General features: G+C 65.9%; 18 protein-coding genes. 10 read left to right on the top strand and 8 right to left on the bottom strand.

What is annotated here, in order from left to right; all coding sequences use genetic code 11:
* Positions 1 to 99: 99 nt before the first annotated feature.
* From BW975_RS08380 to BW975_RS08365, 4 genes are all read right to left on the bottom strand, one after another.
* The gene (locus BW975_RS08380) at positions 100 to 1,839 is read right to left on the bottom strand and encodes an SLC13 family permease (RefSeq protein ID WP_170846572.1); all 1,740 of its coding nucleotides are present in this window, start codon (positions 1,837 to 1,839) and stop codon (positions 100 to 102) included.
* Between the two features lie 58 nt (positions 1,840 to 1,897).
* On the bottom strand, positions 1,898 to 2,833 hold the full coding sequence (locus BW975_RS08375) for a DMT family transporter (RefSeq protein ID WP_076532634.1): 936 nt from the start codon (positions 2,831 to 2,833) through the stop codon (positions 1,898 to 1,900).
* Positions 2,830 to 3,642, bottom strand: a complete 813-nt coding sequence (locus BW975_RS08370; protein WP_076532632.1) for a TIGR00282 family metallophosphoesterase — start codon at positions 3,640 to 3,642, stop codon at positions 2,830 to 2,832. Before BW975_RS08370 ends, BW975_RS08375 begins: the two co-directional genes overlap by 4 nt.
* A 161-nt stretch (positions 3,643 to 3,803) precedes the next feature.
* Positions 3,804 to 4,265 (bottom strand): nucleoside deaminase, encoded by a 462-nt coding sequence (locus tag BW975_RS08365; protein ID WP_076532631.1) that lies wholly within the window; start codon positions 4,263 to 4,265, stop codon positions 3,804 to 3,806.
* 43 nt (positions 4,266 to 4,308) lie between these two features.
* Here BW975_RS08365 and BW975_RS08360 point away from each other — a divergent pair, with 43 nt between their 5' ends.
* The 10 genes from BW975_RS08360 to dtd all read left to right on the top strand — a co-directional run bounded on the left by BW975_RS08360 (position 4,309) and on the right by dtd (position 14,014).
* Positions 4,309 to 5,466 carry a pseudouridine synthase gene (locus BW975_RS08360; RefSeq protein WP_418314307.1) on the top strand — a complete coding sequence of 386 codons (1,158 nt, stop codon included), beginning with the start codon at positions 4,309 to 4,311 and terminating at the stop codon, positions 5,464 to 5,466.
* A 139-nt stretch (positions 5,467 to 5,605) separates the two neighbouring features.
* On the top strand, positions 5,606 to 5,821 hold the full coding sequence (locus BW975_RS08355; protein ID WP_076532628.1) for a hypothetical protein: 216 nt from the start codon (positions 5,606 to 5,608) through the stop codon (positions 5,819 to 5,821).
* 4 nt (positions 5,822 to 5,825) lie between these two features.
* Positions 5,826 to 6,722 (top strand): 5-bromo-4-chloroindolyl phosphate hydrolysis family protein, encoded by an 897-nt coding sequence (locus tag BW975_RS08350; protein ID WP_076532626.1) that lies wholly within the window; start codon positions 5,826 to 5,828, stop codon positions 6,720 to 6,722.
* Positions 6,722 to 7,918, top strand: coding sequence for a toxic anion resistance protein (locus tag BW975_RS08345; protein ID WP_076532624.1), 1,197 nt, complete (start codon positions 6,722 to 6,724; stop codon positions 7,916 to 7,918). Before BW975_RS08350 ends, BW975_RS08345 begins: the two co-directional genes overlap by 1 nt.
* Positions 7,919 to 7,922: 4 nt before the next feature.
* Positions 7,923 to 8,891, top strand: coding sequence for a DUF2927 domain-containing protein (locus BW975_RS08340; RefSeq protein WP_076532622.1), 969 nt, complete (start codon positions 7,923 to 7,925; stop codon positions 8,889 to 8,891).
* 84 nt (positions 8,892 to 8,975) lie between these two features.
* Positions 8,976 to 10,244 carry a Hint domain-containing protein gene (locus BW975_RS08335; protein WP_076532620.1) on the top strand — a complete coding sequence of 423 codons (1,269 nt, stop codon included), beginning with the start codon at positions 8,976 to 8,978 and terminating at the stop codon, positions 10,242 to 10,244.
* A complete protein-coding gene (locus BW975_RS08330; RefSeq protein ID WP_076532618.1) occupies positions 10,223 to 11,344 on the top strand; it encodes an SPFH domain-containing protein in 1,122 nt (373 codons plus the stop codon). The genes BW975_RS08335 and BW975_RS08330 overlap by 22 nt, the downstream gene beginning before the upstream one ends.
* Before the next feature lie 82 nt (positions 11,345 to 11,426).
* The gene (locus tag BW975_RS08325) at positions 11,427 to 12,554 is read left to right on the top strand and encodes a TFIIB-type zinc finger domain-containing protein (protein ID WP_076532617.1); all 1,128 of its coding nucleotides are present in this window, start codon (positions 11,427 to 11,429) and stop codon (positions 12,552 to 12,554) included.
* A gap of 66 nt (positions 12,555 to 12,620) precedes the next feature.
* On the top strand, positions 12,621 to 13,526 hold the full coding sequence (locus BW975_RS08320; RefSeq protein ID WP_076532615.1) for a DMT family transporter: 906 nt from the start codon (positions 12,621 to 12,623) through the stop codon (positions 13,524 to 13,526).
* A gap of 50 nt (positions 13,527 to 13,576) precedes the next feature.
* Entirely contained in the window at positions 13,577 to 14,014 is a 438-nt protein-coding gene (gene dtd, locus BW975_RS08315) for a D-aminoacyl-tRNA deacylase (RefSeq protein ID WP_076532613.1), read from the top strand.
* Positions 14,015 to 14,071: 57 nt separating this feature from the next.
* On the opposite strand, the gene BW975_RS08310 is transcribed toward dtd, so the two are convergent.
* The 4 genes from BW975_RS08310 to BW975_RS08295 form a co-directional block, all read right to left on the bottom strand.
* Entirely contained in the window at positions 14,072 to 15,259 is a 1,188-nt protein-coding gene (locus BW975_RS08310; protein ID WP_076532611.1) for an HlyD family type I secretion periplasmic adaptor subunit, read from the bottom strand.
* On the bottom strand, positions 15,260 to 17,479 hold the full coding sequence (locus BW975_RS08305) for an ATP-binding cassette domain-containing protein (protein WP_076532609.1): 2,220 nt from the start codon (positions 17,477 to 17,479) through the stop codon (positions 15,260 to 15,262).
* On the bottom strand, positions 17,476 to 18,858 hold the full coding sequence (locus tag BW975_RS08300; RefSeq protein WP_244512464.1) for a TolC family protein: 1,383 nt from the start codon (positions 18,856 to 18,858) through the stop codon (positions 17,476 to 17,478). The genes BW975_RS08305 and BW975_RS08300 overlap by 4 nt, the downstream gene beginning before the upstream one ends.
* Before the next feature lie 62 nt (positions 18,859 to 18,920).
* Complete coding sequence (locus tag BW975_RS08295; protein WP_076532607.1) at positions 18,921 to 22,130, bottom strand: Ig-like domain-containing protein; 3,210 nt, start codon at positions 22,128 to 22,130, stop codon at positions 18,921 to 18,923.
* Positions 22,131 to 22,385 lie beyond the last annotated feature (255 nt).

The raw sequence follows: 22,385 nt of genomic DNA, 5'->3' as shown, positions 1-22,385 counted from the left end.
GAATTACCTCTGAAAGCGAATGACGTGGGTTCGGCGCCTTCTATAAAACACAGCCCGCCCCCGGCGCAAGCCGCGCCGGACAGGGCCGCGCCGTGCCTGTCAGAGCGGCCAGATCAGCGGAATCAGCGCCGAGGCCAGCAGCCCGATACTGAGGTTCAAAGGCACCCCGATGCGCAGAAAATCGGTAAAGCGATAGCCGCCCGGCCCGTAGACCAGCGTATTGGTCTGATAGCCGATGGGCGTGGCGAAACTGGCGCTGGCCGCCACCATGACCGCCACGACCAAGGGACGCGGATCGATCCCCATTGCGTCCCCCAGCCCGATGGCGATGGGCGTGACCACGACGGCGACCGCATTGTTGCTGACCATCTCGGTCAGCACAGATGTCATCAGATAGACCGAATAGATCACCAGTACGCCCGGCAGCAGCATCAAACCCGGTGCGATCCCGCTCACGATCAGAGCGACGGCGCCGCTCTCCTCCAGCGCGGCACCGATGGCCAACATGGCAAAGATCAGCGCCAGAAGGCGACCGTCCACAAAGGAGAACGCCTCATCCGCATCGATACAGCGCGCGATCAGCACCGCGGCCACCGCCACCACCGCGAGCGCGAGGATAGGCGCCACGCCAAGGCCCGCCAGCCCGACAATGGCAATGAGGGCGATCACGGCCACAGGCGCGTGGCCGCGGCGATAGGCCCGCTCGGAGGGTTGCGAGACATCGACCATGTCCATTTCGGATGACAGCCGCTTGATATCCTCGGGCGCGCCTTCCAGCAGCAGGGTATCGCCCACCTTGACGATCAGCGTATCCAGCTGCCGGCCGATATTCTGGTTCCTGCGGTGCACCGCCAACGGATAGACGCCATAGCGGCGCCGCAGGCGCAGCGAGCCAAGGCTGCGCCCTACCATCTTGCAGCCCGGCGTGATCAGCACCTCGACCGTCGTCGTCTCGACGGCGCTGACCTGATCGACACGCTTGAGGCTCTTGTTGTTCTGCAGGCTCAACAGCTCGGTCATCTGCGTGCGCAGCACCACGCGATCGCCAACTTCCAGCTGCACCCCGCCCAGATCCCGGCGCAATGACTGATCGCCGCGCACCACGTCGATCAGGCGCACCCCCTCGCGCTTGAACAGCTGCACGCCGGTGACATCACGCCCGATCAGGTTGCTGTCGGGGGGAATCACCGCCTCGGTGAAGAACTTCATGCGGCTGCGATCCGACAGCATGTCCGCCATGCTGTCGCGATGCGGCAGCAGCATGGGCCCGATGAAGCGCAGATAGATCATGCCCCAGGCGACCAGCACGATGGCCAGCGGCGTGATCTCGAAAATGCCGAACGCGTCCATCCCTCGCGCACGCGCCACGCCATCGACCAGAAGGTTCGTCGATGTGCCGATCAGCGTCAGCGTGCCGCCGAGGATGGCCGCGTAGCTCAGCGGGATCAGCAGGCGCGAGGCCGGGATTTTCATCGTGCGCGCCAGCTGGACAAACACGGGGATCATCACGACCACGACGGGCGTGTTGTTCATCACCGCCGAGCCGATGATGACCAGCCCCAACATCATCGCGACGGCTAGCTTGGGATTGGTGCGCGCCTGCCGGTCGGCCAGCGATGTGAACGCCTCGAGCGCGCCGGTGCGCACCAGCGCCCCCATCACCACGAACATGACCGCGATGGTCCAGGGCGCGGGGTTCGACAATACCTCAAGTCCGGCGTCATAGGGCAAAAGGCCCAGAGCCAGCATCGCGGCCGCGCCCGCGATGGCGACCACCTCGGTCGGATAGATCTCACGGATGAAAAAGACGAACATGACCGCCACGACGCCCAGCGTCATGATGGCCTGCGTGGTTTGCGACAGGTCGAGATATGCGATCACGTGGCCAGGCTGCCTCTCATGCGTTCGGGCCAGCATCGCCCATGGGCCGCACCGGCGCAAGCGGCATGGCGCGCGCGCGCGGCTGCACCAATGCGATCCCCAGGATCATGATCGCCAGCGCCAGCCAGACCCAGATGGCGTAACGCTCGCTCAGGATCAGCATGGACCAAAGCACACCGAACCCTGTGACCAGATAACTGGTCTGCGCCGCAAAAACCGATCCGGCCCGCCCGACCAGCCAGACATAGACTGCATAAACCAGACCATGCAGCGCCGCCGAGGCGACAAGCGCCCATTCGGCCACGCCGATCCCGTCCAGCGGGTTGATCCACTGCCCGCTCACCACCGCAAGCGGGCCGGTCACGGCCATGCCAAGCAGAGCCGCGCCAAGGATCACCTGCATCGAATCGAGCCCCTGCGTGCCCCATTTCGCCACCAGATTGCCCTCGGTCGCATAAAGGAGCGGCGCCATGAGCGCGAGCGGGATGAACGCGACCATGGCCCGCTCGGGCAGGCTGGCCTCGGGGCCGACCAAGAGCAAGATGCCGACAATGCCGAAACTGAGGCCCAGAAGGCGGCGCCAGGCGAAGGTCTCGTTCCGCAGCGCCAGCGCGATGGGAAGCGAGAAAAGCGGCACACTGGCGATGACGATCGCCATGATCCCGGCGGGCAGCCTGGCAGCCGCGAGATAGAAGAAGATGTCGGGCAGCACCGCACCGCACATGGCGATCACGGCATAGAGGCGCCAGTATTGCCGCCCCAGCTCGAGCCGCTTGCCGCGCAGCGCACAGATCGTGCCAAGAAGCGCGATTATGACGACTTCCTGCCAGAAGATGAGACCGAGCGGCAGGTGCCCGGTGCTGACGGCGATCTTCGACAAGGGCACGCTCAGGCCCCAGCCTGCGCCCATGACGAAGAGGACCGCATAGGGCCCCAGATCGGCGCGGCTCATGGGCCGGCTTGGGCCAGACGGCCACCTTGGCGCACCATCTCGATCCGTGTGGCGCGCCCCGTGCGATCGTCCGTTTCGACATAGACACCCGACAGGGTGACGTCCTCCATCGCGGGGCTGAAGCGGCCCTTCGGCATGCCCGTGACAAAGCGGCGCAAGGGCTCGTCCTTTTCCATACCGATCACGCTGTTGTAATCGCCGCACATCCCGGCATCGCACAGAAATGCGGTGCCACCCGGCAGGATTTGCGCATCGGCGGTGGGCACATGGGTATGCGTTCCGACAACCAGCGACGCGCGCCCGTCGCAGAAATGGCCGACGCCCATCTTCTCGCTTGTCGCCTCGCAATGGATGTCGATGATCGCCGCCTGCACGGCGCCGCCCAGCACATGCGCCCGCAACGTCGCATCCAGCGCCGAGAACGGATCGTCGAAGGCCCGCTTCATGAAGACCTGGCCCAGGACCTGCGCCACCAGCACCTTGCGCCCGCGCGCGTCGGAAAATACGCGCGCGCCGCGGCCCGGCGCGCTTTTGGCGAAGTTGAGCGGGCGAATAATGCGCGGCTCGCCCTCAATGGCGCGCAACATGTCCTTCTGATCGAAAGCGTGATCGCCCAAGGTGACGCAATCGGCGCCCGCCTCCAGAATGCCTTGCGCGTGCTCGCCGCTCAGGCCCATGCCGCCCGTCGCATTCTCGCCATTGACGATGACGAAATCGAGGCCCCAGTCGCTGCGCAGTCGCGGCAGCATATCCGCAATCGCCCGGCGTCCGCCGCGCCCCATCACATCGCCGAGAAAGAGAATTTTCATGGCGCCAGTGTTAGGCGTGGCCGCTTTGGCGCGCAAGGGCACATCATCCGGATCGGTGCGCAGTCTGGCCACATCCGGATTTGAGTATTTTTGCCAAGATGAAGCCAACACGGCGGCGCCCGGCTTTCATTGTTCTTCAAACACTCTCGCGCGAAGCGCGTTCACGGGGCCGCGCCCCGGCGTGCGGCGAAAAATTCGGTCAGCAGCGCCTCGCACGCCTTGGCCGAGATGCCATCATAGATCTCGGGCTTGTGGTGGGCTTGGCTGTGGCTGAAGACGCGCGCACCGTGCAGCACGCCGCCAGATTTGGGATCGGACGCGCCAAAGCAGACGGCTCTCAGCCGGGCGGCAGCAATGGCCGCGGCGCACATCGCGCACGGCTCGAGCGTGACGTAGAGCGTGTGCCCCGCCAGCCGCTCGCTGCCCGCGGCGACGCAAGCGGCGCGCAGGGCCAGGATCTCGGCATGGGCGGTGGGATCGCACAGCTCGCGCGTGCGGTTACCGGCCTTTGCCACGACGCGGCCCGCCGCATCGATCAGCACCGCGCCCACGGGCACCTCGCCGCGCGCGGCGGCGGCGCGGGCCTCCCCGAGCGCTGTATCCATATGGCTGGCGAAACTCATGGCCTTTCCTGCCTCGCGATAGGCGCTTTCGCAAGGGGCGTGATTGCGCTATCCCCGCGCCATGAGCACAGATAGCCCCATTCCCGGCGACCGGATCGCCAAGGTCATCGCGCGCGCGGGCGTTGCCAGCCGCCGCGAGGCCGAGCGCCTGATCGAGACCGGCCAGGTCACCGTCAACGGCAAGGTGATCGACAGCCCTGCGCTGAATGTCACCGGGCGCGACCGCATCACCGTGAGCGGCAAGCCGCTGGCGGCGCCGGAGCCGGCGCGCGTCTGGCTCTATCACAAGCCCGTCGGTCTTGTGACCACCAACAGCGATGAGCAGGGCCGCAGGACGATCTTTGACGAATTGCCCGAGGATCTGCCGCGCGTGATGACCGTCGGGCGCCTCGACATCACGTCCGAGGGCCTCCTTCTGCTGACCAATGACGGCGCGATCAAGCGCAAGCTGGAACTGCCTTCGACGGGCTGGCTGCGCAAGTACCGCGTGCGCGTCAATGGCCGCCCGACCGAAGACACGTTCGCGCCCTTGCGCGCCGGTCTCGTGCTGGACGGCGAGCGGTTTCAGCCGATGGTCGTCTCGCTGGACCGCCAGCAGGGCGCGAATGCCTGGGCCACCGTAGCCATCCGCGAGGGGCGCAACCGCGAGGTGCGGCGCGCGATGGAGGCCGTGGGACTGACCGTCAACCGCCTGATCCGCGTCAGCTATGGCCCCTTCCAGCTCGGTCAGCTGGCCTCGGGCGCCGTCGAGGAAATTCGCCCCCGCGTGCTGCGCGATCAACTGGGCATGGATCCCGACGCCGATCTGGACGCGGCACCGTCCAAACCGCGCCCTCGCCGCAAGCTGGCATCGCTGGCGGGCAAGCCGGGCCCGGCCAAGCCCGACGTCACGCGGGGCCCCCGCGCCGGGGCCAAGCCCGGCGGCGCCAGGGGACCGCGATCGAATGCAAGGTCCGGAGCGCCCGCCGAGGGTGGCGGCACGAAATCGGCGGGCAGCCCCGCTGCGAAAAAGGGCTTTGGCGCAGGCAAGCCGCGCGGCGCCCCCAGCGAAGGCGCGAGCAACAGGTCACCCGGGAAGCCTCAGGGCAAGCCACCGGGTAAACCGGACGGCAAGTCCAGCGGCAAGCCCGGCGCCAGCCCGAAGCCCGCAGCGCGCAGGCCAAGCAAACCCGGCACGCAGCGGCGCCGCAACAGCGACTGAGACAGCCGGTGATCGGCGCCGCGGTTCGATCCCGCGCCCCAAGCGGTGCAAGCCCCTTTCACAGAAGGCCGCCTTGCCTCTGGTATCCGTCCAGCGCATCCCCTACCTTTGATTTGGCAACGATCCTGGGCGGCGCGATATGGCACGGCTTCTCTTTCTGATCTGCCTGGGTCTGGCGATACTGGCCCTTGCAGCGGCGGCGTTTACCGCCGTCATCCGTGCGGCGCGCGTGGGGCGGGATACGGTGCACGATCTGACCCGCGAGACGAAAGAGGACGGTATGGAAAAAGTGAGCTATGCGGCGCTGATGCTGCTGATGCTGGGTGTGACCAGCGGCCTTCTGGGAGGGCTGTGAGTCCATGGCGCGGAAGTTCGGCGGCAAATTCAGTCCAGGTAACGACGCAGGCGGCGCGCGCGCGAAAGCGCCCCGCGCCCGTGTCGATCCGGCGGGCGCACGCGCGAACCTCATGTTCGTTCCGGCGGCGGTCGTTCTCTTCACCTCGCTTAGCAGCGGTGCGCTGGTTTTGGCCATCGGGGCCGCATCGGCCGCTGTTCTGGCCCTTTCGGCCTGGCTCTTGCGCGGCGGCCTGCGCGCCGAGGCGGCCTATGCCGAGCGCAAGGTCGCGCGGCGCCCCGGCATTCCCCGCAAGCTTTTTTCCTCGGCCCTTGCCGGCATAGGTATCGCGCTGGCCGCCTATCCTACCGGCGGGGTTATCGCCGCCGTGCTTTACGGCGCCGTGACCACGGGGCTGCATATCGCTGCCTTCGGCATTGATCCGATGCGCGACAAGGGCATGGAAGGCATCGACACGTTTCAGCAGGACCGCGTGGCGCGCACGGTGCGCGAGGCCGAAACGCTGCTGGCCCAGATGCGGGACGCCATCCTGCGCGCCCGCGACCGCCGCCTGGAAGAGCGCGTGGCCGAATTTCAGGCCACTGTGCGCACCATGCTGCGGACGCTGGAGGACGATCCACGCGATCTGAGCGCCGCGCGCCGCTATACCGGCGTTTACCTGATGGGCGCGCGCGACGCGACGATCCGCTTTGCGGACCTCTACGCCCGCAGTCAGGACAGCGAGGCGCGCGCCGACTACCTTGCCCTTCTGGACGATCTGGATCAGAATTTTTCCGCCAAGACACAGAAGCTGCTAGAAAACGATCAAGGCGCGCTCGATATCGAGATCGGCGTGCTGCGTGACCGGCTGGAGCGCGAAGGCGTCCACCTGCCCCCATCCCCGACCCGAGAGGATCCTTGATGCCCGAGAATGTCCGCCAAAAGGCCGAAGCCAGCCTTGCCGAAGTCGAAGAAGTCAGCCGCCACATCCTGCCGATGCCGAGCGACGCGAACGCCATCGTGCCCTATAAGGATGCGGACAAGCCCGCCAGCGCCGAGATCAAGAAACGTATGGATGAGATCGACATGGACGATACGCAGTCCATCGTCTCCTTCGGCTCCGCAGCGCAGGCGGAATTGCAGGAAATCTCGCAATCCATGCTGCAAGGCGTGCGCAACAAGGATGTGGGGCCTGCGGGCGACAGCCTGCGCGGGATCGTCACCACCATCCGTGGTTTCTCGGTTTCCGAGCTGGATGTGCGCCGCGAGCGGACCTGGTGGGAAAAGCTGTTGGGCCGCGCCGCGCCTTTTGCCAAGTTCACAGCCCGGTTCGAGACGGTGCAGGCGCAGATCGACAAGGTGACGGATGATCTTCTGCGGCACGAACATGTGCTGCTGAAAGACATCAAGTCACTCGACATGCTCTATGACCGCACGCTGACCTTCTACGACGAGCTGGCGCTTTATATCGCAGCGGGCGACGAAAAAATCCGCGTCTTGGACGAAAAGGACATCCCCGCCAAGGAGGCCGAAGTCGAAAAGGCGCCCGAGGACGATCAGGTGATGAAGGCGCAGGAGCTGCGCGATCTGCGCTCGGCCCGCGACGATCTGGAACGCCGGGTGCATGATTTGAAGCTGACCCGGCAGGTGACGATGCAGTCGCTGCCGTCGATCCGGCTGGTTCAGGAAAACGACAAATCGCTGGTCACCAAGATCAACTCGACCCTCGTCAACACAGTGCCGCTGTGGGAGACGCAGCTGGCGCAGGCCGTCACCATCCAGCGGAGCCGCGAGGCCGCCGAGGCCGTGCGCGGCGCCAATGATCTGACCAACGAGCTTCTGACCGCCAACGCCGCCAACTTGCGTCAGAGCAACAAGGTGATCCGCGAGGAAATGGAGCGCGGCGTCTTTGACATCGAAGCGGTCAAGAAGGCCAACGAGGATCTGATCGGCACCATCCAGGAGAGCCTGCAGATCGCCGATGAGGGCAAGGCGCGCCGCGCCGCCGCCGAAGAGGATCTGAAAAAGATGGAGACCGAGCTGCGCGACACGCTGTCTTCGGCCAAGGCCAAGAAGACGGGCCTTGGCGATACCGTCGGCACTGCGGCCAAGGGCTGAGGCGATGCGGCGGGGCGCGACGGCACGGATATGGGGCGGCGCTGCGGCGCTTGCGGCTCTGGCCGCATGCACGGACATGCCCGCCCCGCCCAGCACCACGCCGCAGGCGCGCCCCGCGGGGTTGAAGCCGCCGGAGCCTGCCGCCGATCCCGGCCCGTCCGAGCGTAGCCGCATCCTTGCCGCGCATTACGCCCGCGTCGAGACAAGCCTGCTGGCGCAGGGCCTGCTGCGCACCGATGGCGGCGGGCCGGACACGCCCTATACCGACACCGACCTGATGCGCAATTTCGAGGCGATCGCCTTTCACGACGAATACGCGCGCAACCGCGGCCTGACGCCCGGCGACGGGCGCGCGGGCGGCTTGCGCAAATGGGCGTCGCCGGTACGCATCGGCGTCGAGTTCGGCGCGTCTGTACCCGAGGCGCAGCACGCGCCCGACCGTGCCATGGTGCGGGACTACGCGGCCCGCCTCGCCCGCGTGACGGGCCATCCGATCAGCGCCGGCGCAGGCGCTTCGGCCAATTTCAACGTCCTGTTCATGGGCGAGGATGATCGGGATCAGGCCATAGACCGCATCCGAGAGCTGGTCCCAAATATCAATCCCGCGTCGCTTGATCTGATCCGTACCCTGCCCCGCCCGATTCACTGCCTCGTCATCGCATTTTCGGGCAATAACGACGATCACACATATCGCCGCGCGATTGCCCTCATCCGGTCCGAGCACCCTGATCTGATGCGCCGCTCTTGCGTACACGAGGAGCTGGCGCAAGGATTGGGCCTTGCCAATGACAGCCCGCGCGCGCGGCCCTCGATCTTTAACGACGACGACGAATTCGCGCTGCTGACCACGCAGGATGAAGAGCTTTTGCGCCTGCTCTACTCACCGCGCCTGACGCCGGGAATGAGTTTCGATATCGCGCGCCCCATCCTCACCCAGCTGATCGCCCAGCGGCCGCGCGCCGGTTCGACCTGAGCCGTCCGCACGAACGGAGTGTTTACCCTTTGCCCCTAGGGTCATGCCCAGGCAGCGCGCCGCGCGCCATCTGGGGAGGGCCGCATGGTCGCAAAACTGCAAGGTGTCCGCTTTGATCAGGTCTACACGGACAATTCCGAAGGGGCCGAATTCGACACGGATGGCGATGGCACTGCCACACAAGAGGATGAATTCGTCTCGTTCACCAATGACTCGGGCGATCCCATCGATATATCCGGCTGGCAAATCTGGTCCCAGGGCAGAGGCGCCAATGCACCCGACAGCGCGCGCGAGGGGCACTTTCACACGTTTCCATCCGGCACGGTCCTGCAGCCCGGTCAGACGCTCTACGTCATCAATGAAATCACGGGCCCGCCGCCAGCTTGGGCGCAAGAGGCATCCCAGGGCGGTGTTGAATCGGGGGCTGGTGGCAATTCGACCAACATCATGACTGAAGGCAACACTGGTCAGCCCGACTCGCTGGCCCTCGTCGATCCCAGCTCGGGGGAGTACATCGTCTTCAACATGGATGCCGGGCCACCCCGGGTCGCCAGTCAGCCAAGCTTTCCCGGCACGACAAATATCGGCACGGTGGATGGCCAGTCTGTGCAGGACGATCAGGCAGCTGGGTCATCCTATCAGTACGATTCCGGCGCGGGCAGATACACCTACAGCAAGACCTTCGTGCCCTGCTTTGCCGCCGGCACTCGCATTGCCACGCCGGATGGCCCGCGGCTGGTCGAGCATTTGCGCGCGGGCGACCTCGTACTGACCCGCGATCATGGCGCACGACCACTGCGAATGGTTCTGGCGCGCACTGCCATCTTTGACCCGCGCCCTTCAGACGGCGCGGATGCGGACCGCGACAAGCCGATTGAAGTGAAACCCGGCACGCTGGGACATGGCCTGCCGGAGCGGATGCTGATCCTGTCGCCCAATCACCGGATCCTTGTCACCGACGCAGCCGGACGCGAGGTGCTGGTGCCCGCCAAGGCGCTGACGGGATATCCCGGTATTCGCAGGCGCCGTGGCACGCGGCAGGTGCGGTACCTGCATCTGGTTCTGGCCCGGCACGAGATCATCCTGGCCGAGGGCGCCGCCACCGAGAGCTATCTGGCCGGCGATCACGCCATGGCCGCGGCCCTGCCCGGCCTGCGCCATGCGCTTGCCACACTGCCCGGCCCTTTGCCGGACAAGCCTGCGCGCCCCATTTTCGGCGCCGCCGCCGCGCGCCGCATGCTGGCCGCGCGCGCCATCGGCAAAGTCTTGGCACCGCCCCCCAAACATGCGACGCTCGCGCCCGGCATCAAGCGGCAAGAGGACTACGTGCAATGGGCATCTTCGACTTTCTGAAAGGCGAGTTCATCGACGTCATTCACTGGACGGATGACACGCGCGACACAATGGTCTGGCGGTTCGAGCGCGAAGGGCACGAGATCAAATATGGCGCCAAACTGACCGTGCGCGAAGGACAGGCGGCGATCTTCGTCCATGAGGGACAATTGGCGGATGTCTTCACGCCCGGCCTTTACATGCTCGAGACCAACAACATGCCGGTGATGACGACGCTCCAGCATTGGGATCACGGCTTTCGCAGCCCTTTCAAATCCGAGATTTATTTCGTCAGCACAGCGCGTTTCAACGATCTGAAATGGGGCACGAAAAACCCGATCATGCTGCGCGATCCCGAATTCGGCCCCACCCGCATTCGCGCCTTCGGCACCTATACCGTACGGGTCGGCGATCCGGCCCTTTTCCTGCGCGAGATCGTCGGCACGGATGGCGAATTCACCCGCGATGAAATCAGCTTCCAGATCCGCAATATCATCGTGCAGGAATTCAGCCGCGCCATTGCCGCCTCGGGCATCCCGGTGCTCGACATGGCCGCAAACACCGCCGATCTGGGCAAGCTGGTGGCCGGTGCGATCAGCCAGACGGTGGCCGCCTACGGCCTGACCATCCCTGAGCTTTACATCGAGAACATCTCGCTGCCGCCCGCCGTCGAGAAGGCGTTGGACAAGCGGACCTCGATGGGGATTGCGGGCGATCTGGGCAAATACACCCAGTATTCCGCTGCCGAGGCGATGAGCGAGGCCGCGTCGAACCCATCGGGCGGCGGCGGCATGGGCGCCGGGCTCGGCATGGGGATGGGCATGGCGATGGCAGGCCAGATGGCCCCCGGCGGGCCTTGGGGTGCGCAGCCTGCGGAAGGCGCGGCCCCCGCCTCGCCGCCGCCCGCACCAGCGCCCGAGCGCGTCTGGCACATCGCGGAGAATGGTGAAACGCATGGCCCCTATTCGCGTGCCGCGATGGGCCGCATGGCCACCAAGGGAGAGTTGGCACGCGGCACCATGGTCTGGACCGCGGGCCAGGATGGCTGGATGCCCGCCGAGGATGTGCCGGAACTGGCGCAACTCTTCACCATTATGCCCCCGCCCCCGCCGCCTGCCTGAGCCACCCCTCCGGGGTTGCCTGCAGGCGCAGTCGCTCCCCGGTTCATCTTGGCAAAAATACTCACTCCCCGATCGGCCCCGCATGTATACGCCCGCCCCCGACGCCCCGACGCCCGCAGCGCCCCAGCACCGCTTTCCTTGCGATGCCTGCGGCGCCGATCTGCGCTTTGCGCCGGATGGCGGCGCGCTGATCTGCGATCATTGCGGCAACCGGCAGGAGATCGCCGGCCCCGGCCCATGGGACACGGCGCTCCGCGAACAAGATCTGGCCGCCGCCCTGCGCAGCCTCGGCGGCACCGACGACGCGGACACCGAGACGGAGGAAAGACAGCTTCTCTCCTGTCCCAATTGCGGGGCCGAGGTAGAGCTTGCGGGCGCCGCGCATGCGGGCGAGTGCCCGTTCTGCGCGACCCCCATGGTCACCTGCACCGGATCGCAGCGGCGCATCAAGCCGCGCGGCGTGCTGCCCTTCGCCATCGACGAGGAAACCGCGCGTGGGGCGATGGCCGAGTGGCTGGGCCAGCTCTGGTTCGCTCCGAACGGCCTCAAGGAGTACGCCCGCAAAGGGCGCCGGCTGAATGGCATTTACGTGCCCTACTGGACCTTCGACGCCGCCACCCGCTCGGCCTATAGCGGCGAGCGCGGCACGGTCTATTACGAGACGCGCACGGTCATGCGCGACGGCAAGCGTCAGACGATCCGCGTGCCCAAAGTGCGCTGGCGCAGCGTATCGGGCCGCGTGGCGCGCGCTTTCGACGATGTGCTGGTGCTGGCCTCGCATGCCCTGCCCAAGCGCTATACGGACGCGCTGCCCCCCTGGGATCTGGGCGCGCTCGAGCCATACAATCCCGAATACCTCGCAGGCTTCGCCGCCGAGGGGTATACCGTCGCGCTCGACACAGGATATGGCGAGGCGCGCGAGGCCATGGATGCCATCATCGCGCGCGACGTCAAATTCGACATCGGCGGCGACCGCCAGCGCATCCACCGGATCGAGACCGAGGTCAGCGACGCGTCGTTCAAGCATATTCTGCTGCCCGTCTGGATGGCCGCCTACAAGTATCGTGGCCAAAGCTACCGTTTCGTCGTCAACGGCCGCACCGGCCGCGTCCAGGGCGAGCGGCCCTGGTCCGCGTGGAAGATCGCCTTCGCCGTGCTGATCGGCCTGCTAGTCGCGGCCGCCATCGGCTATGTCGCCGCAACGCAATAGGCGGGCGCGTCGCCATTGCGCAAGAACCGGGTCGCGCCATGGCGCGGCAGGGGGCATGACAGCGCCATGACATCGCCCACCATATCCCCCGCCTCCGCGCTCATGATGCTGGCCCTTTCGGCCATCTGGGGCGGCTCGTTCTTCTTCGCCGAGATCGCCCTGACCCAGGTGCCGCCCCTCACCATCACACTCTACCGCGTGGCCCTTGCGCTGCCCCTTCTCTTTCTGGTGCTGCGGCTGCGGGGCATCGCTCTGCCCCGCAGCGCGCGGATCTGGGGCGCCTATCTGGTCATGGGCGCGCTCAACAACGCGCTCCCGTTCTCGCTGATCTTCTGGGGTCAGGCCAGTATCGAGGGCGGGCTGGCCTCGATCCTCAACGGCACGGCGGCGGTATTCGGCGCGGTCGTGGCGGGCATCTTCCTCGTTGATGAGCGGCTGACGGCGCGCAAGTTCAGCGGTGCGGCGCTCGGCCTTTTGGGCGTCGCGGTGGTAATCGGCCCGGATGCCGCGCGCGATCTGGATCTGCGCAGCCTCGCGCAGCTTGCCATCATCGCCGCCGCGCTCAGCTATGCCTTCGCCGGGGTCTGGGCGCGCAAGCATCTGTCGGCACAGCCCGCGCAGATGAATGCGCTGGGGATGCTGGCGGGCAGCACGATCCTGATGATCCCAATTGCCCTGATGGTGGACGGCGTGCCGCGCATGGATCTTGCCCCCGGCACCTGGGCCGCGCTGATCGCGCTGGCGGTCCTCTCGACCTCCTGCGCCTATCTGCTCTATTTCGCGATCCTGCGCCGTGCAGGCGCCGCCAACCTGATGCTGGTGACGCTGATGATCCCGCCCTTCGCCATCGGCCTTGGCGCCGCGTTTCTGGATGAGGCCCTCGCCCCGTCCGCCTATCTCGGTCTCGCCATCATCGCCGCCGGGATCCTCGTGACGGATGGGCGCGTGCTGCGGTCGCTTCGGCGGGCTTGACGGCGCAAAGCACCCGTCGCAGCATCGCGCAAAAGCCAAGGAGCCTGCCCATGCGCGCCCTCATTCAACGCGTGACCCGCGCCTCCGTCGAGGTAGAGGGCACAGTCATCGGCCAGACCGGGCCGGGCCTCTTGATCCTGATCTGCGCCATGCAGGGCGACGACGATGCACAGGCCGCGCAAATGGCTGCCAAGATCGCCAAGCTGCGCATCTTTCAGGATGATGCGGGCAAGATGAATCTCTCGCTGCGGGACAAGGGTGGCAGCGCGCTGGTGGTCAGTCAGTTCACACTGGCCGCCGACACGCGCAGCGGCAATCGGCCGGGGTTCAGCGCCGCCGCGCCGCCCGCCGAGGGCGATCGGCTCTACCAGCTTTTCACCGAGGCCCTGCGCTCAGAGGGGATCCCTTGCGAGACGGGCCAGTTCGGCGCGTCGATGCAGGTCAGCCTCGTCAATGACGGGCCGGTAACGATCTGGCTGGAGGTCTGACACCGGGCCAAGAGTTTTCGCGGAAAACTCTTCGGGCGATTTTTCGTAAAAATCGCATTACGGCTCGCGGAACGCCTCACGCGATTTGTAGAGCGGTTTGAGAAGGTATTGCAGCACCGTTTTCTCGCCGGTGTGCAGCTCGATCTCGGCCTGCATGCCGGGGCGGATCTCGATGCTGGCCTGCCGCGGCGTGAGGTCCGTCATGTCGACGCGCACCGTCACCTTGTAATGCGGATTGCCGTCCGCCTCGCGTGCGCGTTCGTCCTTGAACGTGTCCGCGGAAATGAAATCCACGGCGCCCTTGAGCGTGCCGTAGATCGTATAATCATAGGCCGTCAGCTTGATCGTCGCCTCCTGCCCCTGGCGCAGGCCCCCGATATCTTCAGGCGGCACGCGCGCCTCGACGAAAAGCTCCTCGTCAAGCGGGGTGATCGACATGATCTCCTCGCCCGGACGCACGACACCGCCGATGGTGGTGACGCTCAGGTTGTTGATCACGCCGCGCATCGGGCTGACCAGCGTGGTGCGGTTCAGCTGATCCTGGCTGGATTTGAGATTCTGTTTCAGCGTCGCAAGCTCTTTCAGCGTTTCGGAATATTCCTGTGCGCGCTCCAGCTCGGTTTGCGTGATGATCTCGTCATAGCGATTTTGCGCATCCGCATGATCCTTGCGCGCGCGCGTGACCTCGATCAATGCCACGATCTTGCGTTTCAGCATATTCTCCATCACGCCCAGCTCTTCGGTGGCCTGTTTGAGGATGCTCTTGGCGCCCTCGCTGCGCTTGACGAAATCGGCTTGTCGCGCGGCCAGAAGCGCACGCTCGGACGCCACGATCTCGGGCGTGCGCTCGGCCATCTCGGGCGGAACGGTAAAGTCGAAGGCTCCCTCCAGCTCGGCCTCGAGGCGCAAGCGCCGAATTTCCAGTGCTGTGATCTGGTCCAGCAGATCCGCCACCGAGGATTTGAACTGCGTGCCATGCAGCCGTGCCAGAACATCGCCGCGCTGCACAATGTCGCCTTCCTGCACCAGCAGCTCGGACAGGATGCCGCCCTCGAGGTTCTGGATGATCTGCGGCCGGCTGGACGAGATGAAGGCGCCCTGCGCGCGGACGATTTCATCGAGCCATGCAAAGGCGGCCCAGAGGATAAAGATCCAGACCGATGCGGCGCACAGCCAGATGGTCAGCGACGGGCCGGCAAGCCGCTGGGTCAGTTGGGCGTTCAGGTTGGTCGATGAGGTGGCCATTTACGTGCCCTCCTGCGCGGCGGCAAGATGGGCCAGAACCTGATCGCGCGGGCCGTCCACCGCCATGCGCCCGTTCTGCAGGATCAGCGTGCGCGTGGTCAGTTTCAGGATCGGCATGCGGTGCGTGGCGATGACCGCGGTGCGCCCCTGCAGCCATGTCTCCAGCCGGCTGACCAGCGTGCGCTCCAGCGTCTGGTCCAGCGCCGCAGTCGGCTCGTCCAGAAGGCACACGCGCGGGTTCTGCAGCCACAGGCGCGCCCAGCCGATGGACTGCCGCTGCCCCTGGCTGAGGCCGCCGCCGCCGTCGAGGATCTCGACGTCCAGCCCCTTGGGATGGCCGCGCACGAACGGGCCGAGGCCCGCGAAATCCAGCGCCTGCATCAGGCGGGCGTCGTCGCGCTCCAGCAGGTTGAGGTTCAGGTTCTCGCGAAGCGTGCCGGTGAAGAGGCGCACGTCCTGCCCCAGATAGCCGATGCCGCGGCGGATATCGCGCGGCTCGATCTGGCTCATGTCGGTGCCGTCCAGAAGGATGCGCCCCTTCGACGGCGGATAGAGGCCCGAGAGAAGCTTGAGCAGGGTCGACTTGCCCGAGCCATTGGTGCCAAGGACCGCGACCGCCTGACCGGGGTTAAGCTGAATGCCGGGGATATCCAGCGTCGGCGCGCCCTCCTCGTCATAGGCGAATTGCACCTCGCGCAGCTCGAAGGCCCCGTTGATCTCTTCGCGGCGCAGATAGCTGCGATCATTGCTGCGGTCCTGCGGCGCATCGGCGATGGCATCCAGCCCGTCGAGTGCGGATTTGACGTTGCCCCAGCGCGCCATCGTGCCCGCGATCTGCGTCAGCGGGGCCAGCGTGCGCGAGGTCAGGATGCTGACCGCGATGATCGACCCGACGGTGAACTGCCCGGCAAAGACGAGGTAGGTGCAGGTGATGATCGCCGCGATATAGGTGGCCTGCTGGACGCCCTGGCTCCAGAAGGTGAGGACAGAGGCCAGCTTGCGCTGATCCGAGGATTTGAGCGCGCTCAGCGTCGTCAGCTCGGTCCATGTGCGGCGAAAGCGATCCTCGGCGCGCTGCGTCTTGAGCGTGTCCAGCTCAAACACCGCCTCATGGAGCAGGCGCGAGGATTTGGCACCCGCGCCTTGGGTTTCCTGCGTGAGGCGGATCATCTTTTTCTGCAGGAAAAAACCCGGCACGACCATGACGATGCCGCCGATGACCAGCACCCAGACGACATTGCCCGCGATGGACGCGACCAGCAGCAGGAACACGAAGAGGAACGGGATGTCCGCGATGGTGCCCACGGTCGAGGCGGTGAAGAATTCGCGCACCGAGCTGAATTCGCGCATTGAGCTGAAGAGTTGCGAGGGCGCACGGCTGGCCCGGTCCGATCGCATGCCAAGGATGCGGTCCATCAGGAGGCTCTGAACGCCCACCTCGATTTGGCGTCCGGCCCCGTCCATCAGGCGCGCGCGCGCGATTTTCAGGAACGATTCCATCAAGAGGGCGAGGATCGCGCCGAAGGCCAGCATCCACAGCGTCGCCTCGGATTGATGCGGGATCACGCGGTCATAGACCTGCAAGCTGAAAAGCGCGACCGCGACGGCAAGGATATTGGCGACAAAGGATCCCAGCGCGATCTCGGCAAAATGGCGGCGAAACGCGCGGAACTGGCCCCAAAACCAATGAGGCGCCTTTTCCGGCGCCACATGAGCGCGCGACAGCGCCTCGACGGGCGCGTCGGCGCGCACGACGATGCCGGTGAAATAAGGCTCGAACTCGGCCACGGGCACCTCGGCGCGGTTGTCGGGGCACGTGGTGTCGTAGATGATCAGCGTTCCCCCGTGCTGAGACAGTACCAAAAGGAACTGGCCGCTGGTCATCTGCGCAAGGGCCGGCCAGTGATCGCCGGTCATGTTGGGGACCGTTGCCACCTCGGTCAGCATGTCACAGGCGGCCATGCCATCGGCCAGCGCCCGCGGCTGGACCGCGCCGCTTGTGCCATCGGCGCGCCGCTGCATCGCCTCGAGCACATCGCGCGCGTCGATCTGCACGCCCAGGAATGCGGCGTAGGTTGCGGCCAGCTTGGCGCGGACGGCGGCACGGTCATCGACGGGCTTGGCCTCGCGCGGGGCGTTGGCGACAAGGGCTGGAGGGGCGTTGCCTGAATTGCGCGCGGTTCCGCTGGTGATGGTCAGGGAAACGGGGGCCTTGGTCAAATCCGGCTCCCGTCTGCCAGAAGGCCCAGAAGGCGCGCCGATTGGAGGCGCGCGCGGGCCAGCTCATACTTGCGGTCCAGCGCGGATTGCTGGCGCGCGGCGAAGGTCTCGTAGACGCCGACGACATCCATGACCTGGCGTTGGCCGCCGTCATATTGTTCTTGAAAAAGGTCCAGATTGGTGCGCGCCTGCGCGGCCAGCGCTGCGGCCTCATCCGCCTGACGTTCAAGCGCGATGATCTGCTGTTCCAACCGGCGCAGGGTGCGCGCGGCGTCTTCCTCGGCCTGAGCGGTCTGGCGCGCGGCGGCGTCCTTTTGCATTTCGATGGCGCGCAGGCTGTCGCCGGTGCCAAGGCCCAGAAGGCCCCCGCCCAGATTGATGCCGCCGTCATTGTCGCTGCCCACGGTGCCGTTGGCGGTCAGCCCCGGCAGAAGGCCCGCGCGCTCGGTTCGCGCCTCGGCGACGCTGCGATCCTCCTCGGCGATCGCGCGCAGGACCGACAGGGCGCGTGGGCCTTTGGGTATGGGCGGCAGATTGGTCAGGCCGGTGACGCCGTCCAGCGGGGTCGCGGCCATGGCGTTCAGCTCGGCCAATGCCGTGCGCTCGGCCTCCTGCGCGGAGGTCAGACTGAGGCGGATCTCGCCCAGTTTCTGATCGAGAACGCTCAGATCCGAGCGGTCCGAAACCCCGCCCGCCACACGCTCCTGCATGATCCAGTTGAAATGACCCATGTCGCTCAGGGTGCGGGTGTCGAGCGCCGCGCGCTCGCGCGCTTGCGCCGCATCCAGGTAGAGCGTCAGCGCGGTAAAGACGCGCGCGTTGGTGTCGTCCGCCAGATCGACGGCCGCCACCTCGACATCGGCTTTGGCAAAGGCGCGCTCGGCCTTGAGGCGGCCATGATCTAACAGGACCTGCTCCAGCACGATATTCGCGACCACATCGCTGAGACTGGTGAGCGAGATGCTGGGCCCGATCTGCGGCAGCCAATTCTTGGAGGCGGCGCTGGCGCGCAGGCGCGCGGCGCGCAATTCGGCCTCGGCGGTGCGGCTGTTGGCGGCCAGAACGGCGTCTGAAACGGCGCTATAGGCGCTGCCGGGGGGCAGCAGGCTGCGCCGGGATTGCAGCGCGGTGATGACCGGCGATGCCGCCGCCTCGCGCTGCGCCGGGGACAGCTCGGACGTACCAGCGGGGCCGGAGGCGAGGCGCGAGACGTCGTTCCCGCCGCCTTGGGCGAGGCAACCGCCCAGCGCCAGGGTGCAGGCGCCGAGCAAGGCTGCACGGCGCATGCCGCCGGCGCGCCGCGCCGCGTGCTGCCTGTGCCTGCCCTTGATCCCCATGCGTCCGTCCGCCTTGCCCTTCGGTGCGCGTTTGTCCGCCACCTTTCTCTCATGCAGCGCGGCGAGAGATCCCGCGCGCCGCATGTGCGTATCGTGTCCTCGCCTCAGATCACCACGTTGGTGATGTCGTCGTCGATCAGCACCTGCGCGCTGTCGCCCAGCGTGTAGATCGTATGTGTGTTGCCATCGACCATCGCCGTGCCGCCCCGTGTGGCGCCCAGCATGGTGACGCGGTCATCCCCACCGCCATGCACGACCAGGGTGTCGCTATTGTCCGACAGGCCCGTCACGATATCCTCGGTCAGCGTCAGCTTGCTCTGATCGCCGAAACTGAGGTCGATCGCTTCGATCTGCAGGCCCTTCAGGTTTGGATTCGAGATATTCACGATATCCGTCGCCGTCTCGTCCAGCACGACGTAGGTGCCCACGCTGTTGCCTGCATTATCGGTGTTCGCGATGATCAACTGCGAGCCGTCGGGGATCGTACCCGCCCTGCCCGAGGCATTCAGGAAATGATAGTCCGTCTCGCCAAGGAAGGCGTCGGCGCTTTCATAGACCGACGCTTCGCTGACGCTGCCGTCGCGGCCCACGCGGAAGATGTCGATATTGTCGTCCGACGTCTTGATGGTGACCGAGCGATAGCCGCCACCCTCGCGGAAATAGCCAACGATATCAGTGTGGTCCGGCACAAGCGTGTCGATGGTTAACGTATCGTCGATGGTGGTGACGTTGCGCGCCGAATCGGTGGCCGTGACGGTCATGTCAAAGGTCTGATCCGCCTGCGGAATATGCGCCGCCGGGATGTCGAGCGTCCAGGCGCCGTTGGCCGCGACGACCGCATTATAGCTGCGGCCCAGCACATCGACCTGCACGGTCGAGCCGGGTTCGACCTCGCCCGTCAGGGTCACGCCCGCGCGCGCCTCGGCGGCGTTGATGACCGTGTCATCGCCGAACTGGTCGTTGTTGCGCGTCAGCTCGTCCACGAAAGTATCGACCTTGACCGTGTCGTCGATGCGCGAGACGTTGCCCGCGTCGTCTTGGACATTCACCGTGATATCCGCGTCGTACTGCCCGCCCCGGATGCTGGCACCCTCGAAACGCGTGCTCCAGGTGCCGGTGGCATCGTTCACCACTGCAGGCCGCGTTACGCCGTCGATGGTGACCGTGACGACCGAGCCAGGCTCGACCGTGCCGGTCACATCGAAGCCCGAGCGCGCCACAGCGCCGTTGATGACAGACACCCCGTCGGTGCCCACGACAAGGCTGGGCGGTGTCAGGTTCAGGTTGTCCACTTGCGTGTCGACATGGACCGTCGCATCGACGCGGGCGGTATTGCCCGCCGCATCGGTGATCGAGGCCCAGACAACGGGCGTATGCTCGCCCTGCATTATCTCGTGCTGCTGGTATGTGGTCTGCCAGACATTGCCCGGACCCGCGGCGACCTGGTGGCGCACACCGTCCAAAACGACCGTGACCAGCATGCCCTCGGGCGCCTGACCGGTGACCAGCACCCCGGCGCGCGCCTCGTCGAAATTGATCACGCCATTGCCGCCGATCGCGTCGGAATTGAGCGTCAGCAGCCCAGCCTCGGTGTCGATCTCGACCGGCGCTGTGATGATCTGTTCATTGCCTGCGGCGTCTGTCGCCACGGCTGTCATCGTCTCAATCCGCGTGCCGGTGGGGATCTGCGAGGCGGCGAAGGTTGCCGTCCAGCTGCCGTCATTCGCCACTTGTCCTTGCACCGTCCGCCCCGCGAGCGTCACGTCAACGCGCATGCCCGGCTCGCCCGTGCCGGTCACGGTCAGACCCTGCAGCGCCTCATCGGCGTTGATCACGCCATCGGTGCCGCCCGACTTGCTGGTGACCGCGGAATCCTGCACCAGCGTGTCGATATGGATCTGGCCGGTGGCGCTGTTGACGTTGCCCGCCGCATCCGTGCTGGTTGCGGTGACATCCATGTCATACTGACCCGGCGCCAGGCCCGTTCCGTCGAAGATGGCTGTCCAGGTGCCCTGATCGGTGGCGGTGACGGTCTGAGTCTGACCATTGAAGGTCACGACGACCTCTGCGCCCGCCGTGGCTGTGCCCGTCAGGTCGATGCCGTTGCGGCTTTCCTCGAGGTTGACGGTGCCGTCGCCCTCGATGGTGTCCAGATCGATCGCCACGTCATTCGGAATCGTGTCGATCCGCACGCCATCGGTGACGGTCGAGGTATTGCCCGCCGCATCCGAAGCCACGATGGTCACATCTGCAACGCGCTCGCCGCCCTCAAGCGTGCCGGGCTCGTAGGTGACGCTCCAGCTGCCGTCCTGGGCCACCGTCGTCTCGCGATCAACGCCGTCAACGGTCACGACCAGCGACGCACCCGCCTCGCCCGTCCCGGAAATCTGCACGCCATTGGCAAAATCATCCGCGTTGAAGATATCGCCCGTGGCAACCGTGCCTTCGGTGATATCCGCCGCGGGAGGCATGGTGTCGATCAGGATGGTCGGGCCGTCCAGAACGGTCTCGGTCCCGTCGGGTTCGGTCACCTTGACGATGACATCATGCTCGCCATCCTTGGGGAAATCATCGCCCTCGAAGGTCACGTCCCACTTGCCATTGTCGCCCGAGATGGCCTCTTGGGTCTTGTCACCGATGGTAACCTCGACTTTCGCGCCAGGCTCGGCGGTGCCGCTGATGTCGATGGGGCTGTTCGTGCCGTTGACGCCGTCGCCGCCCAGCGAAATGTCGGTGTCCTGGTCCACGGTCGGGGGAATGCGCCCACCGCCGCCCCCACCGATCCCGCCGCCCGTGTCATCACCCAAAAGCGTGCTGCCCGCGACCACCGCCGCGCCCGCAGCGCCCGCGCCCCAAAGAGAGGCGCCGCCAAGGCCCAGAAGGCCCGCGCCCAGCATGGTCGAGGCTTCTTCCTCACCCGTGCCCGCGCTGGCCACTTCTGTGCCGTCCAGAAAGATCAGCTCGTCCGATGGGCTCCATTTGCCCCATTCGGCGGCTGGGCCGTACTGGGCGAAGAGCGCGCCATCCATGTCCTCGGTCAGCGTCACCTCATTGAGATAGCCATCGGCACTGATGAACAGGCGCGTCTCGGCGCCATCGAAGTAATTGCTCAGCACGATGACGCGGCCATCGGCCAGCGTGATCTCCAGATCGCGGCCGAGGCGATCATAGCCGCGAATGTCGTTCTGTCGAAGATTGAGGGAAATCTCGCCGCCACCCGAGGCGTCGATGCTCGAATTGTCGCCGTCGGCGGAAACGGTACCATGGTTGGACGCGCCCGCAGAGCCGCGGGCGACGAAATTAATCGCGCTCATTGAAAACACCACTCTTCCTCAAGTGCGACGCTTTTTGCGCCGCTTATAAATTACGCCCGGTATGCTCCGAGCTAATAACCTTGTTTTGATGCATAATTACCCAAATATGGCCATAGTCGCCAGAGTTTTTCCAAGAGGTGGTAAATTTTTCATCCTCACGGCGCCCTAGCCCGTTTTCAGTGCCTTTTCGCAACAGGCAGGCCGGGTTTTGCGTCCTAAACGCCACACTTGGCACAAGGAGCGCCGCGTGGCACA

This window comes from Roseovarius nanhaiticus, assembly GCF_900156535.1.
Classification (GTDB): Bacteria; Pseudomonadota; Alphaproteobacteria; order Rhodobacterales; family Rhodobacteraceae; genus Roseovarius; species Roseovarius nanhaiticus.
This window is presented reverse-complemented; position numbering and strand designations above follow the sequence as displayed.